Origin of the sequence: Carboxydothermus pertinax, from assembly GCF_001950255.1 — a bacterium.
Taxonomy (GTDB): domain Bacteria; phylum Bacillota; class Z-2901; order Carboxydothermales; family Carboxydothermaceae; genus Carboxydothermus; species Carboxydothermus pertinax.
The window spans coordinates 130509-145992 of sequence record NZ_BDJK01000055.1; the positions used below are offsets into that span (position 1 = coordinate 130509).

19 protein-coding genes and 1 tRNA gene are annotated in these 15484 nt (G+C 38.3%); 15 read left to right on the plus strand and 5 right to left on the minus strand.

What is annotated here, in order from left to right:
- Positions 1 to 31 precede the first annotated feature (31 nt).
- From cpu_RS10565 to cpu_RS10590, 5 genes are all read left to right on the plus strand, one after another.
- The gene (locus tag cpu_RS10565) at positions 32 to 262 is read left to right on the plus strand and encodes a MoaD/ThiS family protein (RefSeq protein WP_075859949.1); all 231 of its coding nucleotides are present in this window, start codon (positions 32 to 34) and stop codon (positions 260 to 262) included.
- Positions 263 to 294: 32 nt separating this feature from the next.
- On the plus strand, positions 295 to 528 hold the full coding sequence (locus cpu_RS10570; RefSeq protein ID WP_075859950.1) for a MoaD/ThiS family protein: 234 nt from the start codon (positions 295 to 297) through the stop codon (positions 526 to 528).
- A gap of 629 nt (positions 529 to 1157) precedes the next feature.
- Positions 1158 to 2087, plus strand: coding sequence for an ABC transporter ATP-binding protein (locus tag cpu_RS10580; RefSeq protein ID WP_075859951.1), 930 nt, complete (start codon positions 1158 to 1160; stop codon positions 2085 to 2087).
- Positions 2084 to 3166 carry an ABC transporter permease gene (locus tag cpu_RS10585; protein ID WP_075859952.1) on the plus strand — a complete coding sequence of 361 codons (1083 nt, stop codon included), beginning with the start codon at positions 2084 to 2086 and terminating at the stop codon, positions 3164 to 3166. The genes cpu_RS10580 and cpu_RS10585 overlap by 4 nt, the downstream gene beginning before the upstream one ends.
- A 52-nt stretch (positions 3167 to 3218) precedes the next feature.
- Positions 3219 to 3461, plus strand: a complete 243-nt coding sequence (locus cpu_RS10590) for a UvrD-helicase domain-containing protein (protein WP_075859953.1) — start codon at positions 3219 to 3221, stop codon at positions 3459 to 3461.
- A 318-nt stretch (positions 3462 to 3779) separates the two neighbouring features.
- Here cpu_RS10590 and cpu_RS10595 read toward each other — a convergent pair whose 3' ends face one another.
- A complete protein-coding gene (locus cpu_RS10595; protein WP_075859954.1) occupies positions 3780 to 5057 on the minus strand; it encodes a transposase in 1278 nt (425 codons plus the stop codon).
- A 190-nt stretch (positions 5058 to 5247) separates the two neighbouring features.
- Here cpu_RS10595 and cpu_RS10600 point away from each other — a divergent pair, with 190 nt between their 5' ends.
- Positions 5248 to 5676, plus strand: a complete 429-nt coding sequence (locus cpu_RS10600) for an MreC domain-containing protein (protein ID WP_075859955.1) — start codon at positions 5248 to 5250, stop codon at positions 5674 to 5676.
- A 5-nt stretch (positions 5677 to 5681) separates the two neighbouring features.
- Here cpu_RS10600 and cpu_RS10605 read toward each other — a convergent pair whose 3' ends face one another.
- Positions 5682 to 6077, minus strand: a complete 396-nt coding sequence (locus cpu_RS10605; RefSeq protein WP_075859956.1) for a hypothetical protein — start codon at positions 6075 to 6077, stop codon at positions 5682 to 5684.
- A gap of 134 nt (positions 6078 to 6211) precedes the next feature.
- Positions 6212 to 6298, minus strand: a tRNA-Leu gene (locus tag cpu_RS10610).
- A 143-nt stretch (positions 6299 to 6441) separates the two neighbouring features.
- On the opposite strand from cpu_RS10610, the gene dinB reads away from it, so the two are divergent.
- The 9 genes from dinB to cpu_RS10655 all read left to right on the plus strand — a co-directional run bounded on the left by dinB (position 6442) and on the right by cpu_RS10655 (position 14504).
- A complete protein-coding gene (dinB, locus tag cpu_RS10615) occupies positions 6442 to 7614 on the plus strand; it encodes a DNA polymerase IV (RefSeq protein ID WP_200800679.1) in 1173 nt (390 codons plus the stop codon).
- A 7-nt stretch (positions 7615 to 7621) separates the two neighbouring features.
- Positions 7622 to 8242, plus strand: coding sequence for a DUF4349 domain-containing protein (locus cpu_RS10620; RefSeq protein ID WP_075859957.1), 621 nt, complete (start codon positions 7622 to 7624; stop codon positions 8240 to 8242).
- Between the two features lie 175 nt (positions 8243 to 8417).
- A complete protein-coding gene (gene polA / locus cpu_RS10625) occupies positions 8418 to 10913 on the plus strand; it encodes a DNA polymerase I (protein WP_075859958.1) in 2496 nt (831 codons plus the stop codon).
- 12 nt (positions 10914 to 10925) lie between these two features.
- Positions 10926 to 11717 carry a DNA-formamidopyrimidine glycosylase gene (gene mutM, locus cpu_RS10630; protein ID WP_075859959.1) on the plus strand — a complete coding sequence of 264 codons (792 nt, stop codon included), beginning with the start codon at positions 10926 to 10928 and terminating at the stop codon, positions 11715 to 11717.
- A gap of 62 nt (positions 11718 to 11779) precedes the next feature.
- Positions 11780 to 12403 (plus strand): sporulation membrane protein YtaF, encoded by a 624-nt coding sequence (gene ytaF / locus cpu_RS10635; RefSeq protein WP_075859960.1) that lies wholly within the window; start codon positions 11780 to 11782, stop codon positions 12401 to 12403.
- A gap of 16 nt (positions 12404 to 12419) precedes the next feature.
- Positions 12420 to 13010, plus strand: coding sequence for a dephospho-CoA kinase (gene coaE / locus cpu_RS10640; protein WP_075859961.1), 591 nt, complete (start codon positions 12420 to 12422; stop codon positions 13008 to 13010).
- 5 nt (positions 13011 to 13015) lie between these two features.
- On the plus strand, positions 13016 to 13546 hold the full coding sequence (locus cpu_RS10645) for a lytic transglycosylase domain-containing protein (protein WP_159434005.1): 531 nt from the start codon (positions 13016 to 13018) through the stop codon (positions 13544 to 13546).
- Positions 13547 to 13552: 6 nt separating this feature from the next.
- Positions 13553 to 13990: a DUF1285 domain-containing protein gene (locus tag cpu_RS10650; protein ID WP_075859963.1), complete on the plus strand. Its 438-nt coding sequence runs from the start codon at positions 13553 to 13555 to the stop codon at positions 13988 to 13990.
- A complete protein-coding gene (locus cpu_RS10655; RefSeq protein WP_075859964.1) occupies positions 13971 to 14504 on the plus strand; it encodes a thermonuclease family protein in 534 nt (177 codons plus the stop codon). The genes cpu_RS10650 and cpu_RS10655 overlap by 20 nt, the downstream gene beginning before the upstream one ends.
- Here cpu_RS10655 and cpu_RS10660 read toward each other — a convergent pair.
- Together cpu_RS10660 and cpu_RS10665 are read right to left on the minus strand one after the other, a co-directional pair.
- Positions 14493 to 14891, minus strand: a complete 399-nt coding sequence (locus cpu_RS10660; protein WP_075859965.1) for a DUF1284 domain-containing protein — start codon at positions 14889 to 14891, stop codon at positions 14493 to 14495. The genes cpu_RS10655 and cpu_RS10660 overlap by 12 nt on opposite strands.
- Positions 14884 to 15423 carry a biotin transporter BioY gene (locus cpu_RS10665; protein WP_075859966.1) on the minus strand — a complete coding sequence of 180 codons (540 nt, stop codon included), beginning with the start codon at positions 15421 to 15423 and terminating at the stop codon, positions 14884 to 14886. The genes cpu_RS10660 and cpu_RS10665 overlap by 8 nt, the downstream gene beginning before the upstream one ends.
- Between the last annotated feature and the right edge of the window lie 61 nt (positions 15424 to 15484).

Consider the following 15484-nt stretch of genomic DNA (forward strand, 5'->3'; position numbering starts at 1 on the left):
ATTTGAGAATAAGGGGTGGTATTTACAATAAATGCAGGTTAAGGTAAAGTTGTTAGGTATTCTGTCTTTTGTTTATCCAGCTTTTAGTAAGTTTAGATACGTTGAAATCGAGAAAGGAGAAACAGTTAGAGACCTGCAGGAACGATTAGGATTAGCTGTAAATGAAGTTCACTTTATCTCCGTAAACGGGAAAATGGTAGAAGAAGATTATGTCTTATCTGATGAAGATGAAGTTATCTTCTTTCCTAAAGTTGGCGGTTGAAACTAATAATAAAGGGGAGGTATTTACAATAAATGCAGGTTAAGGTAAAGTTGTTAGGTATTCTATCTTTTACTTATCCAGCTTTTAGTAAGTTTAGATACGTTGAAATCGAGAAAGGAGAAACAGTTAGAGACCTGCAAGAACGATTAGGATTGCCAGTAAATGAAGTTCACTTTATTTCCGTAAACGGGAAAATGGTGGAAGAGGATTATGTTTTATCTGATAAAGATGAAGTCATCTTCTTTCCTAACGTTAGCGGAGGTTAAAGAAAGCTATAGATAATATTAAAGCTATAGATAATATTTAATTTTTATGTAACTGGTAAATAATACCGCTAAAGAGATGAGCACTCCTGCAAAATTAACAACTTGACGGTGGTTTTTAGGCAGTACACTGTTTGCTAACTGACAAAGTCAGGAGTGGCTCAGGAAAGAGCGGGAAATTAGGATTGTGAAAAGAGTAATCAAATAAAAAAAGCCTCTGGGAATGCTCCAAAGGCTTTTTTTTATTAAGAGATTAACAGCAGGAGTTTTTGGGCTTGCTTTTTAAACCTTCGTAAAAACGCCTTAAGTTTTCAGGTAGAACATATTTCTCCTGCTTCTCTTCTACCCAGCGGCTTTCTTTTTCATTTCCGCCGAATACTTCTCGTAAAATAGCTACTACAATCATTTCTTTGGACGGTACAGTGTATTCCTGTGCTTTATGGACAAAGACCCAAGAAATCGGCCAAACTTATCACTCCGGAAAAATTTTTCTTTATCTTACATTACATTCTTTTAAGAGGTTGTAGTCGATTTTGCAAAAAAGAGTTGGATAAAGGTTTGTTAAGTGATACGATAAAAATTAGGTTGATAGGTTGATTGTATTCATGTACGATTGAAGGGAGATTGAATTGATGAAAAATTCTAACCAATTGGTTATTGAAGTAAATAATTTATCAAAGAGTTATGGACAGGTAAAAGCGGTAAATGGAATAAGTTTTCAGGTGCAGGCTGGGGAAGTTTTTGGGATGCTTGGACCAAATGGAGCAGGTAAAACTACTACGATGGAAATATTAATTGGCTTAAGAAGCCGGGATGGAGGAGAGGTTAAAGTTTTAGGGATTGACCCTGAGACCGAACCCAACCGCTTAAAAAACCAAATAGGAGTGCAGTTGCAAAATGTATTTTTGTTTGAAAGGCTAAAAGTGTATGAAATTATTGAGCTTTTTGCAAGCTTCTATCCAAGACCTCTTCCGGTAGAAGAGGCTATTACGCTGGTGGGGCTTTATGAAAAGAGAAATGCCCTTTTAAAGGAGTTATCTGGAGGACAGTTACAGAGGGTTTCTGTAGCTATGGCTCTGGTAAGTAATGGAAAGATAATTTTTTTAGATGAGCCAACTACCGGCTTAGATCCGCAGTCCCGCAGGCAACTCTGGGATGTTATCTTAAGTTTAAAAAATGCTGGCAAAACTGTGTTTTTAACCACCCACTTTATGGATGAAGCCCAGAAGCTTTGCGACCGGGTGGCGATTGTGGACCACGGGCAGATTATTGCTTTAGGGTCGCCTCAGGAACTAATAGAAGGGAATTTTCAAGAAACCGCTTTGGAGTTAGCCCGAACGGCTTTTACGGAGAGGAAAAGTTTAGCTGATGTTCCCGGGGTTAAGCGGGTGCAGGTGAGCGAAGATTCGGTAACTTTGTACTCTACGGATATAGCCTTAACTATTTCTGAATTAATGGTTCTTGCTTCGAAAGCTGGAGTTTCTCTGGATAATATTCGGATTCGTCAGGCGACTTTAGAAGATGTCTTTTTAAAACTAACCGGAAGGAGTATTCGCGAATGAAAATTTTTTACAAATTAGTTCTGGCAAATTTTAAGGAAATGATAAGGGAAAAGATGACTATTTTTTGGTACATTGTTTTTCCGTTGCTGTTTGTCTTTATCTTTGGTACCATCTTTTCAGGTGGTGGGAAGAATGTTTCTTATGATATTGGGCTGGTGAATTTAGATCAAGGCCCAGTTTCAACGGGAATTGTAAAGGCTTTTGACAAGGTTTCAATTTTTAAACTTCACGAAGGGAAAGAAAAAGAAGAACTACAAGCTTTAGACAACGGTAAACGCTCGCTGGTAATTGTGCTTCCCCAGGAGTTGACAGAAAACTTAAGTACAGGGAAGAAAACGGAAATTAAAATTTATTATGATCAAAGTCAAGCGGATACCAATCAAACTTTGTTATCTACAGTTAGCCAAATTTTTAATAGTATTGAACGACAAATAACCAGAGCTCCAGAACTTTTAAACCCTGTTCCGCAAGGGATTAGAGCAAAATCTTTAAATCAGATAAACTATTATATTCCAGGTATTTTAGCAATGACCTTAATGCAGCTGGGCTTATTTGGATCGCTTAGGTTAGTTACCTTGAGAGAGAAAAAGATTTTACGTTCATTAGGGGCAACACCCCTTCCCAAGACTATTTTTGTAAGCAGTGAAATCTTTGTAAGGATGATTGTTTCCCTGGTTCAGGCGTTTTTAATTGTTTTGGTAGGGCATTTTGTTTATGACTTAAAAGTTATCGGAAACTGGTTTTCATTAATAGGCTGGGTTCTTTTTGGATCGTTGGCTTTTATTTCTCTCGGGTTTGCTTTGGTATCGTTTGCCAGGACTACTGAAAGTGCGGAAGGTGTCATCCAGGTGTTTCAATTTATCATGATGTTTTTAGCCGGTATTTTTATTCCTTTGAGCATTATGCCCAAGTTTTTAGAACCGGTGGCCAAGGTTATTCCCCTTACCTATTTAGCCGATGCGATGCGTCAGGTTATTAGCGGAGTGCCGTCACAATTTAGTTTAAGTAGAGATTTTCTGGTACTTTTGCTTTGGTTTGGTATTAGTGCAATCTGGGCTGTAAGGTTTAAATGGGAGTAAGTCTGGATTTTACCGGGCTTAAAGAAAAGTAAGTTAAATGGGGGAGATATTTTTGCTGGCAGCTGCCCTTAAAAACTTAAATTTTGAACAGCGGCAGGTTGTGTATCGCTGGCAAGGACCGCTGGTGGTTTTAGCTCCGGTCGGAACCGGAAAAACTTTAGTTATGGCCCATCGTACTGCGCTGGCGATAAAAAAAGGGGTTAACCCTAAAAACATACTGCTTCTGTCGTTTACCAATAAAGCTGCCCGGGAAATGGGAAAAAGAGTGGAAAGCATTCTTGGAGAGAAGGCCTGAGTGAGGTGCGCTTTGGTATTTATTTTAATATGGCGGGGAAATTAGAAGTTAAAAAAGGGAAATGGAAATTATAAAAATATCTGGAACCAAAAAAGAAAATTTATAGAAAGCTCTTTTATAAAGTTATATAATTTAAGGGATGAGCATAATTAGGTAAATTTCAAAGTAAAAAAAGAAAAAGTTGGAAGCTAACTATTGTAGTAGGTGATGAAATGGGATGAGCAGAAAGGTATGTAAAAAAATGGGTATAAAAAAGGATACACTAACCCCTTGAGAAAGTAGGGAAAATTTAAAGAAGATAGGGGCTAAAATAAAAAGTTAAGCAACAGTTTTGAAGCCAACAAGAGATTTAGACTTATCAACAAGGTTATCGTTGATAGCAGCAATAGCCAGAATGAGAAGGCAAATATGGCCAATAGTATTTAAGTTAGCAATAGAATTAAAGTTTCTTGTAAAAGCTTTTTCAAGATTTAGGTTTTTCCAGCGAGAATTGTATCTTTCCGATTCAGTTCGTAGAGCATAAATCTTTTTAAAGAAAACAGAATCTCTGTTAATTGAAGAGCGATAGTCGTAATTAACAGTAATGTATTTAGTGCAACCACGGTTTTTCTTTCCGTTAAAGTAATTAGGATGATTGCAAGGGCAAAGATTATCGTTTTTAGAGTTTTTAAAGGGGCAGGAAAATTTATATTTGATTTTATCAATAAAATACTGTTTGCCATCTTTATGCATAGCAAGACCAGCATCACAAAGGACATGACCACTTGGTAATTGTTTATGTTTTTTAGAATTTCTAAGGTTTAAAGGAATAAAGGCATGGCCTTTAAGAACTTGACGGATAAAGTTATAAATATCTTTAACATCATAGGCTTTATCAGCGATGAAGTAAGTTTCAATGAGAGAAAACCATTCATTAGTTTCCCGAAGGATATCAATAGCAATAGAAGAATCAGCGACATCGGCGGTAGTAGTAATTTCAGCAATAGGAAGACCGGAAATGGGGTCTGATAAAACATGGTTTTTATAACCCCAGAAGAATTCGTATTTCTTGTTATTATTGGCATTGTTAGCAGTACGGACGCCTAATTTGCAATCCTTATCAGATTTAGGAGGGTTAGACTTAGAAAATCTATCTTTAGTAAATGATTTAGGATTGTTTAATTTAGTGTTAGCGTAAATTGGAGTTGAATCTAAAGAAACAAAAGAACCATCAATAAAGCCTAATTCTTTTAAAAGATTAACATGTTTTCTCATGATGTTTTTGAGTAATTTATTATCCAAGTTTTTAATAAATCTTTCGAAAGTCCAATAAGAAGGCAGGGGTTTAGAAATATCAAAACCGCAGAGGTGGGCGATAATGAGGTTATTATTTAAGTAATCGACTAAATCAGAAATATAGCCAAATTTTTCAAACTTCATAACAAAAAAAGCTCTAAGAAGAGCCCGCCTGGGGTAACCGATAGGGCCAGAATTAGAAGGCGTAAAATTCGGGAAATCAGACAGGTCAAGCGCATCAAAGACTTTAGTATAGAAATTAACTTTGTGAGTTGAGGTAAAAATCTCGATAAAATTAAAAATTAGTTGACGACCGTTCATAATTTTTGCCTCCTGCTTTATTGTTTTTGTGTTGTTTGCCAAAACAAATAAAATAATTCAATAAAGCGGAGGCAATCTCCTATAAAAATCAGGAGTGATAAAAAATTTTTATCTCTTGTAATTCAATTCTTTTAAGGCTTTTTGGTTTTGCAAAAGCCTATTATATAATTTAAATTAAGAGGTGATGAGCGTGGAAAATCAAGTTTTGGATATTTTGCAGCAAATAATGCATGATGTACAGGGTCTAAAACATGATATAAACGATTTGAAGCAAGATATGCAAAACATGAAGCAAGAAATGCAAGTCATGAAGCAAGAAATGCAAGTCATGAAGCAGGATATTGCCAAAAATGCTACCTTAATTGAAGAAAATAATAGAAAGCTTCAACTACTTGCTGAAATTCAAAAAGCTCACCGGGAGCAAACAGATAGGCAAATAGCCGAACTTAAAGATGAATTAAATAAACGAATGGATGTCATTGAAGCGGTGGTAAAAAATATTTCTCAGGATGTTAAACAAAATCAAAAGAATTTCTTTGCTTTAGCCGAGATTACAGGAATTCATGAAATGGAAATTAAGGTTATTAAAAAGGAATTAGCCCTTGCTTTAGCTGAGTAATTTTGTTACTCTTTTTTAGAATCTTTTTCAACATTATCAATAATTTCTCTTATATAATTTTTATAGTTTTTAAGTTCTTTATCAAGGATTATTTCAAAGACTTCTTCATCACCGTGATGGAGTAGTTCTTTAGTCACTTTACACAAAAAGCCATCGCGGTTTTCGTAGTAGGTGATTTTGGCGGTCATAAGCTCAATCATTTCTTTTTCTATCCCTAAACTTTCGAGTTCGGTCAAAAGATCTACTATATCGGAAAAGCTATCAGGATTGTAAGGAGCAATAAATATAAAATTTCTTATTTCTGTATCGCTGTCCCCTAATTCATCGGGGGTATAAGCTACTTCTACTTCTTTAACCACCAGGTTAAAAGGATCATTCAAATCAACTGGCTTATTTTTCATATTGTTTGTCCCCCTTGACAAATAAATTTATTAAATAAGTATTAAATAAGTGAAAATCCGAGGTACTTGTATACCTCGGATTTTTATATGCTAATATTATTATAAAAAGACATAAAAATACTATATATAATATATGGTGCCGAGAGCGGGAGTCGAACCCGCACGGGTGTTACCCCACCGGATTTTGAGTCCGGCGCGTCTGCCAGTTCCACCATCTCGGCACGGTTTAGAAATTCTGCAAAGATTATTATAGTAAAGTTTTTTTAAATTTGCAACAGGAAAAATATTATTTCCGGGAAAGTTGTGTTTACCCGAAATTTTTTTTATAATAAAATCGAACAAATGTTCTAACGGAGGGATTAAAGTGGAGAAGGTGATTATCCATGTAGATATGGATGCTTTTTTTGCGTCGGTGGAGCAGCGGGATAATCCAGAGCTTCGGGGTAAACCGGTGATTGTGGGAGGAGTTCCGGGGGAGCGGGGAGTAGTGGCGGCGGCTTCTTATGAAGCCCGGAAATACGGGGTAAGGTCGGCAATGTCTTTGTGGGAAGCCGCTAAACTTTGTCCCCATGGCGTGTTTATCCCGGGAAACCATAAAAAGTATCAGGAAGTATCAGAGAAAATTTTTAAAATTTTTTACGAATATACTCCTTTAGTTGAACCGGTATCTTTAGATGAAGCGTATCTTGATGTTACCGGGAGTCAAAGGCTTTTTGGAACGGGAGTCGAAATCGGCAAAAAAATAAAAAAGCGAATATTTGAGGAAACGGCTCTTACAGCGTCGGTAGGGGTTGCGCCTAATAAATTTTTAGCCAAGTTGGCCTCTGAAGTAAACAAGCCCGATGGCTTTTGTGAGGTTAGCGAAGATGTGGTGCTTGATTTTTTAGCGCCACTACCGGTAGAGATGCTCTGGGGAGTGGGGGAAAAGATGAAAGAGCGGCTAAATGACATGGGAATAAAAACGGTTCAGGATTTCTGGGAGCTTCCTGAGTTTTTTTTGCGAAAAAGATTCGGGATTCTGGGGCAAAATTTGTATTACTTGTCCCGGGGGATTGATTTTCGGGAGGTAATTCCGGAGCGCATACCGAAATCTTTAGGGAAAGAAATTACCTTTCAAAAAGACAGTAGCGATGTAGATTATCTTTTAGGAAAGCTTTTAGGGCTCACTATGGCGGTGGGCCGGGGGCTTCGGCGGGAAGGATTTTATGCTGGGGGTGTCAGCATTAAAATTCGCCTTTCAAGTTTTATAACCTATACCCGGCATACGATGCTGTTGGAGCCTACCTGGATGGATGAGGTAATATACCGGGAGGCTAAAAGGCTTTTTTTAGAAAATTATCACGGGGAGCTGCCAGTACGGTTAATTGGAGTTACAGCAACACCTTTAATTCCTACCGAAAGGGGAAGGCAAATTTCTTTTTTTGGAGAGGATGTGCGGCGGGAAAGTCTTTACCCGGCTATTGATTTTATTAATCAAAAATACGGCAGCCAAACGATTACCCGGGCAAAAATTTTAAAGTTTAGCTCTCGAAGGTAAAACATTTTTGTTAGAATTTCAAAAGCTTGAGGATTTTGACCGGTGGCTCAGCCAGCAAGTAAAAGGAGTTGAGGGATATGTACGTTTTTCCCGGGAAGACAAAGAAAGCCGGGAACTTACTTTAATGATTCCAGCGGATAAGCTTGCCGGTTTTATTGAAGTTTTAAAAAAACAAGGAGAGTTTGAAAGTTATAGTGAAAATACTGAAGATGTGACTAAAGCTTATCGCGATATGGAAATTAGGATTAAAAATTTGGAGTCAGAGATAACAGCGGTAAGGGCCTTACTTGCCAAAGCTAAGAAAATTGAAGAAATCATGGCAGTAAGAGCGGAGCTAAATCGGTTTACCGAAGAACTGGAGATTACCAAAGCTTCTCTTGAAGACTTAAAACAAGATGTTTCGTATTCGACCTTAAATTTAATAGTAGTAAAAGAAAAGGAAGCACAGATTGGTGAGGATTCAAGTTTTAAGAACCTGGGGAAAAAGATAAAAGATCAGTTCATAAAAGCTTTTAATAACTTTTTTACCATATTAATAAAACTATTTTTCCTGGTAATTTACTTACTGCCCTATATAATTTTACTGTTACTTGTGGCACCTTTCGGTTTAAAGAAAAAACAAAAATAATAAAAATATATAAGCTGCCGGTAAATGGCGGCTTTTTTGTTGTAAGCCCCGGCAGGAACCGCCCCAACGATAATTATAGGCGTAGGAGTAACTCCTGTTGCCTCTATGTGTTTTTTCTTTTTCCTTGAGAATTTATTTGGTACAATAAACTTAAATAAATATTTTGGAGGTTATCATGGGAAAAGTAGTTTTGGTTGATGGAAATAGTTTATTACATAGAGCCTTTTTTGCCCTGCCGCCCCTAAAAACTTCCAAAGGTGAGCCTACCGGGGCGGTTTACGGGTTTTTAACCATGCTTTTTAAAGTCATAAAAGACGAAAATCCCGATTATCTCGCGGTGGCCTTTGATGTTAGCCGGAAGACTTTCCGCAGCGACCAGTTTTCAGCTTATAAAGGACACCGTAAGGAAGCTCCCGAGGAACTGGTACCTCAATTTGCCCTGGTGCGGGAGGTATTAAAGGTTTTAAATATTCCCTATATAGAGCTTATGGGGTACGAAGCTGATGATATTATCGGCCATTTATCAAAGGTTTTTGTGAACCATGGCCATGAGGTAAAAATCTATACGGCTGACCGGGATATGTTACAATTGGTAGAGGAAAAAGTGGCAGTTTACCTTACGAAGAAAGGGATAACCGATCTTGTCAAAATGGATTTAGCTAAAGTGCAAGAAAACTATGGCTTAAAACCGATCCAGCTTATTGATGTTAAAGGCTTAATGGGAGACCCTTCGGATAATATACCGGGAGTTCCTGGAATTGGTGAGAAGACCGCTTTGGATTTAATCAAAACTTATGGTTCATTAGAAGAAGTTTTGACCCATAAAGAGGAGTTGAAACCCAAATTAAAAGAAAAGCTTACCGAACACGAAAATTTAGCAAAAATTTCTAAAGAATTAGCTACAATTCTGCGGGAGATACCGTTAGAAATTTCCTTGGAGGATTTAAAAGTCAAAGAACCAGATTATGAAGAAGCGGCTAAACTTTTTACCCGTTTAGAGTTTAAAAGCTTCTTAAAAGAGGTAGAACCCAAAGTAAAAAAAGAATACCAAGAAAGCAAAGAGACGGTGAATATTGAAATTATAAAGGCTGAAGGCCAAGTAGTTGTGGTCTTTAATGATGGATTTTATGTTGATGATGGAGAAAAGACAAGTTTTTACTCTTTAGACCAATTGGTTGATTTGCAAGAAATCTTCCGGGGAAAAGAAATCATAACCGATGATGCCAAAGGAATTTACCGCTTTTGTCTGGAAAAAGGTATTTCTTTTCCTAAAGTGAATTTTGATGCAAGAATTGCAGCGTATGTATTAAATCCTGCCGACCAAAATCCGGGGCTTAACGGACTGTATATAAAATATAATTTACCGGTGTATGACGACCTTTTTTTAAACATTAGAGGTTTATTTTATCTAAAAAAAGAAATGCTGGCGAAAATACGGGAACAGCAGCAGGAAAAGTTATATCAAGAAATTGAACTTCCTTTAACTCCGGTCCTAGCCCGGATGGAGTTTACCGGCATTCAGGTGGATCGGGAAGCTTTAAAAGAGATGTCGTTAGAGCTTGGGGAGCAAATGGAAGCGTTAACCCGGGAAATCTATTCCCTGGCGGGAGAAGAGTTTAATTTAAACTCGCCCAAGCAATTAGGGGTTATCCTCTTTGAAAAATTAGGTCTCCCCGTAATTAAGAAGACGAAAACCGGCTACTCTACCGATGCGGAAGTATTAGAAGAGCTTTTTGCGTATCATGAAATTGTAGGGAAAATATTAAATTACCGGCAGCTTATGAAGTTAAAGTCTACCTATACCGATGGTTTAATGCCTTTAATCAATGAGTACACCGGTAAACTTCATACTACTTTTAATCAAACAGGCACTTTAACCGGACGTCTGGCCTCCTCGGAGCCCAATCTCCAAAATATCCCTGTGCGGCTCGAGCTTGGGCGTAAATTGCGCAAAATGTTTATTCCTTCTACGGGTTATGATTATATAATCTCGGCGGATTATTCACAAATTGAGCTAAGGTTACTTGCTCACTTTTCCGAAGAACCAAAGTTAATCGAAGCGTACCAAAAAGGAGAAGATATTCATCGGAAAACTGCCGCGGAAGTGTTTGGGGTACCTTTAGAGGAAGTATCTTTAGAAATGCGGTCTCATGCTAAATCGGTAAATTTTGGTATTGTATACGGAATTAGTGACTTTGGGCTTGGCAGGGATTTAAAAATTCCCCGGGAGGTTGCCGGGAAATACATTAAAAACTATTTTGCCAACTATCCAAAGGTTCGGGAGTATTTAGATGGGCTTATTCGGACTGCTAGAGAAAAGGGGTATGTGACCACTTTATTTGGACGAAGGCGGTATATTCCGGAGTTAACCGCTAAAAATCGTACAGTACAGAGCTTTGGTGAGCGGACTGCCATGAATACGCCGCTCCAGGGTACTGCGGCTGATATAATTAAACTTGCAATGATTAACATGGAGAGAGAGCTTTTACGGAAGGGGTTAAAATCCCGGTTGTTACTTTCGGTGCACGACGAACTTGTTTTAGAGGTACCGGCAGAGGAAGTGGAGGAAGTAAAATCCCTGGTAAAAAAGGTTATGGAATCAGTGGTGGAACTAAAAGTTCCCCTGATTGCTGAAGTTGGCATGGGGAAAAACTGGTATGAAGCTAAATAAGGAGAGATTTAAATGCCAGAACTACCAGAAGTAGAAACGATAAAAAGGAGTCTTATTCCCAAAATTTTAGGCAAAATAATCCATGGGGTTGTAGTTTACCTGCCAAAGGTTGTTAAAAACATGACGGTGGAAGAATTTACCCGTCGCGTAGCAGGGAAAAAAATTATTTCCCTCGAGCGCCGAGGTAAGTATCTTTTAATAGGTCTTTCCAGCAAGGAGACATTAACGGTTCATTTGAGGATGACCGGGAAACTTTTAGTATTGTCTAAGGGTTGTCTTAAAGATAAGCATACCCATGCGGTCTTTGACTTGGGGGATGTTGAGCTGCATTATAACGATGTCCGGCAGTTTGGTGGTTTTTCTTTTGCAATGCCTGAAGTAGGACCGGAGCCTTTGGAAGAGGATTTTACCATTGATTATTTAAGAACCAAGCTAAAGGCGTCTAAGAAAAATCTTAAAGCCTTTTTATTAGACCAAAAAATTATTGCAGGCATTGGTAATATTTACGCTGACGAAATCTTGTTTGAAGCGGGGCTTTCTCCGAAGAGGCTTGCAGCCACGTTAAAGGATTACGAAGGGGAAAAATTATTTAAAGCTATTCGCAAGGTTTTGACCCTTGGGATAGAACACCGGGGAACTTCCATTCGGGATTATGTGGATTCGGAAAACCGTCAGGGCGGTTTTCAGCACTTTTTAAAAGTTTACGGGAAAGAGGGTTTTACTTGTGTTCGCTGCGGCAATTTAATAATCAGGGAAAGACATGCCGGGCGGAGTACCCATTATTGTCCAAACTGCCAGAAATAAATTAGGACAGGCACCTTCAAAGCCGTCATAAAATAATTTAGAAAAGACGGGGAGGTGCCAAAATGGAACTTACTTTACTTTTGTTTTCGCTAGCGCTTAGTTTGGACGGGTTTGGAGCAGGATTAGCGTATGGGTTAAGAGGTCTTAGGGTACCAGTAACATCGGTGGTGGTGGTTAGTGTAACTTCTGCCTTCACCATTGGCTTTGCTATGCTTTTGGGTAAATTTATCAATATATTTATTCCGGAAAGTTTCACCCGGTATCTAGGGGCATTTTTACTGGTGGCGATTGGAATATATGTATTTTTTGCCGGTGGGAGTGAAATAAAGAAGGATTCTACCCAGCCGAAAGTGGTGTTAAGCTTTAAAATTTTTGGGCTAATTTTCCAAATTTTAAGAGCGCCCCAGCTAGCCGACCGGGATGATTCGGGAGTTTTATCTTATAAAGAGGCAATATTACTGGGAATTGCCCTGGCATTAGATGCGTTTGGGGCGGGAATTGGTTTAAGCCTTTCCGGTTACCCTATTTTACTCACAATGGCTAACGTTGGGCTGGTAAAATTTTGCCTTTTAGCTTTGGGACTTTTTCTTGGTAAGCAAAACGGAAAGGTAAGTTTTATTCGCAATAATTCTCGGTATTTAGCTTCACTGGTTTTAATATATCTGGGGATTTCCCGCATATTTTAAGATAAGGGGTGTTTTAATGCCGGTAATAGGCCTTACCGGAGGGATTGCTTCGGGGAAAAGCACTGTTTCTAAACTTTTAGAGGAGCACGGCTTTATAATAATTGATGCCGATCAAATTGCCCGGGAAATATTAAACCCGGGCAAGCCTGCCTATCAAAAAGTTATTGCAAACTTTGGGCGGGAGATTTTAAAAGAGGATGGACAAATTGACCGGATAAAACTTGGAAAAATAGTTTTTTCTGACCCGGAAAAATTAGCTCTATTAAACCGGTTGACCCATCCGGAGGTAGGTAAGGAGATTAGGAGTCAACTGAACCAACTCAAGGAAGCAGGGATTGACCGGATAGTCCTGGATATTCCTTTACTTTTTGAGGCTCAAATGCAGGACTTGGTGGATATAATTTGGGTGGTATATGTTCCAGAGGAAGAGCAAATAAAAAGATTAATGACCCGAAACGGTTTTACGCGCGAGGAAGCAATAAAAAGGATACGGTCCCAAATGCCTTTGGACGAAAAAGCAAGGCTTGCGGACGTAGTTATCGATAATAGCGGCAGCCTTGAGAAAACCCGGGAGCAAATTATAGCTATTTTGCAAGAATGGAAGTGAAAGGATTGACCAAAAAAATAAATGGCTTTACCGCCTTCCTTATTATTTTAATTATGGGAATTTTACTTTTTCCTTTTTGGGGTAAGGTCTTGTATCCCATTAAATACCGGGAAAATATTTATGATGCGGCAACGTTTGCCGGAGTTGACCCGCTTTTAGTTGCGGCAGTTGTTAAAGCGGAAAGTAATTTTAACCCCAAAGCTGTTTCGGCGAAAGGTGCCTTAGGACTTATGCAAATCATGCCAAAGACTGCTTTTTGGCTGGCAAAGGAGATAAATGAACCTTTTTCCAGATCAGAAGAACTTTTTAACCCGGAAAAAAATTTGATATTAGGAAGCTATTATTTAAAATATTTAATTGACCGGTATGATAACTTAGAGCTGGCTTTGGGGGCATACAATGCGGGAATTGCCAATGTGGATATCTGGCGGGAAAAAAACATAGCCAGTAACCCCAACCTTTATCCTTTTAAAGAAACGAAAGCTTTTGTAAAAAAAGTTTTATGGAATTATAAAATGTACCGCTTTTTGTACTAATGGGGGATGATAACCATTAAAATTTTTTTGGACAAAGAGGGTAATTGGTATTACGACGGACGACTTTTAATTAACGAAAAGGTAATTGAGTTATTTTTTAAAAGTTTAACCTATAAAAATGGAAGTTATTATCTGGTCCATAACGGCGAAGAAAAAGAGATTTCCGTTGAAGATGCACCGTATATTGCCGAAGGGATTATGGCAAAAGATGATTGGCTGTATCTAAAAATAAAAGGTGGATTGTCTTTTCCCATGGATGGACCAGTTTATTTTAAAAGTAAGATTCCCTATACTATCGTTAATAATCTACCGGTGAAATTTACCAGAAAGGCTTTTTGGGCGTTATCCAGGTATTTTACCGCGGATGGTCAAAAGGTGATTTATGGGAATTTCAGCACCAGAATTATTGAAGAAGGGGAAGGTTATGAACAGGAGAAAAGTTAGGGCGCTTTGGTTTGTACTTTTAATTTTTGCTGTTATAATTCAAGGCTGCACTGGGGCTGTTGATGCTTCGGCGAATTTTATTCAGGCTAAAATAGTAAAGGTTATTGATGGAGATACAATTAAAGTTAGGTTTTCTTCCGGGAAAAAGGTTAATATAAGATTGATTGGGGTAAATACGCCAGAACTTTCCCATCCAGAGCTGGGAATTAAAGAGCAGCCTTATGGGAAAGAAGCATATAAATATACAAAAAAGGTTCTCTACCCGGGACGGCGTGTTTTTTTAGAGTATGATGTGGGGAAACAAGATAAATACGGTCGAGATTTAGCCTATGTCTGGTTAGAAAAACCTGAAAAAGTCAGCGAAGGGGAAATTCGGGCTAAAATGTTTAATGCCTGGCTGTTATTAGAAGGGTATGCGCAGGTGATGACTGTTCCCCCAAATGTAAAATACTCCAAGCTTTTTGTCAAATTTCAAAAAGAAGCCCGGGAAAATTCCCGGGGCTTATGGAAATAAAGGGGTGGACTTTAACTTTCGAAAACCTTCAAGACAAAAACCGAGGGGATACCACCTACAGTCCTGGCAGAGGGTGATAAATTTACTCTCTTCCAGGGCTTTTAATTTTTGATACGCCAGTTCAACGGTTATTTTCCTATCTTCCAAAAAGTTTAACAGAAAATTATCTTTTAATACTACCATCTCCTCGTTTTTACAAAAGCCTTCTGTAAGTTCTGGGCATTGCTGACAGATGGCATCGGGAAGGGATTCTAAAGTTAAAGTTAACCCTGGTTTAGAAAGAATATTTTCGCGAATGTTGGCAAAGTTTTGGGTAAAGGCATCATTGTAGCCCAGACCTCGAAAACCTAAGAAACATAACAAATGATGAGGCCTAAGATTAAACATTAATTTGAATCCCTGCCGAATTAAGGGCTTTTTGTACAGGCTTTACCAAGAGGATGGCAAAAACCCCTTTTAGAATATCTAGAGGAATAAAAGGTAGTATTCCGGCGGCAATTGCTTTATTTAATGGTAGCTTAAGGACAAAAGCAAGTTGGGCTACTCCAAGGGTATAAATAATTAAGAGGGAAACAACTATTGCTGTGATCATGCCCCAAAGTTTAAAGTTGCTAATTTCAACTATTAAACCACCGATAAATCCGCTTATAAGAAACCCTATTAAATAACCTCCGGTGGGTCCTAGGATTGTTCCGATGCCACTATGGGCCTGGGCAAAGACGGGTAGGCCAATGGCTCCTAAAATCAAATATACTAGCATTCCCCAAAAAGATTTCTTACCAAAAAGTAATATGCCAACAAAAACAGCAAAGACCTGTAAAGTAAAAGGTACTCCCCCGGGTAGTGGAATGGCGATTTGAGCCAAGATAGCAGTGACCGCTGCTAACAGGGCAGCGTTAATGGATGTTTTAATTGTCAACCTAAACACCTCCTAAGTTAACTTTTCTTTTAAGATACCGGATCTACAAATAATTGTCAAC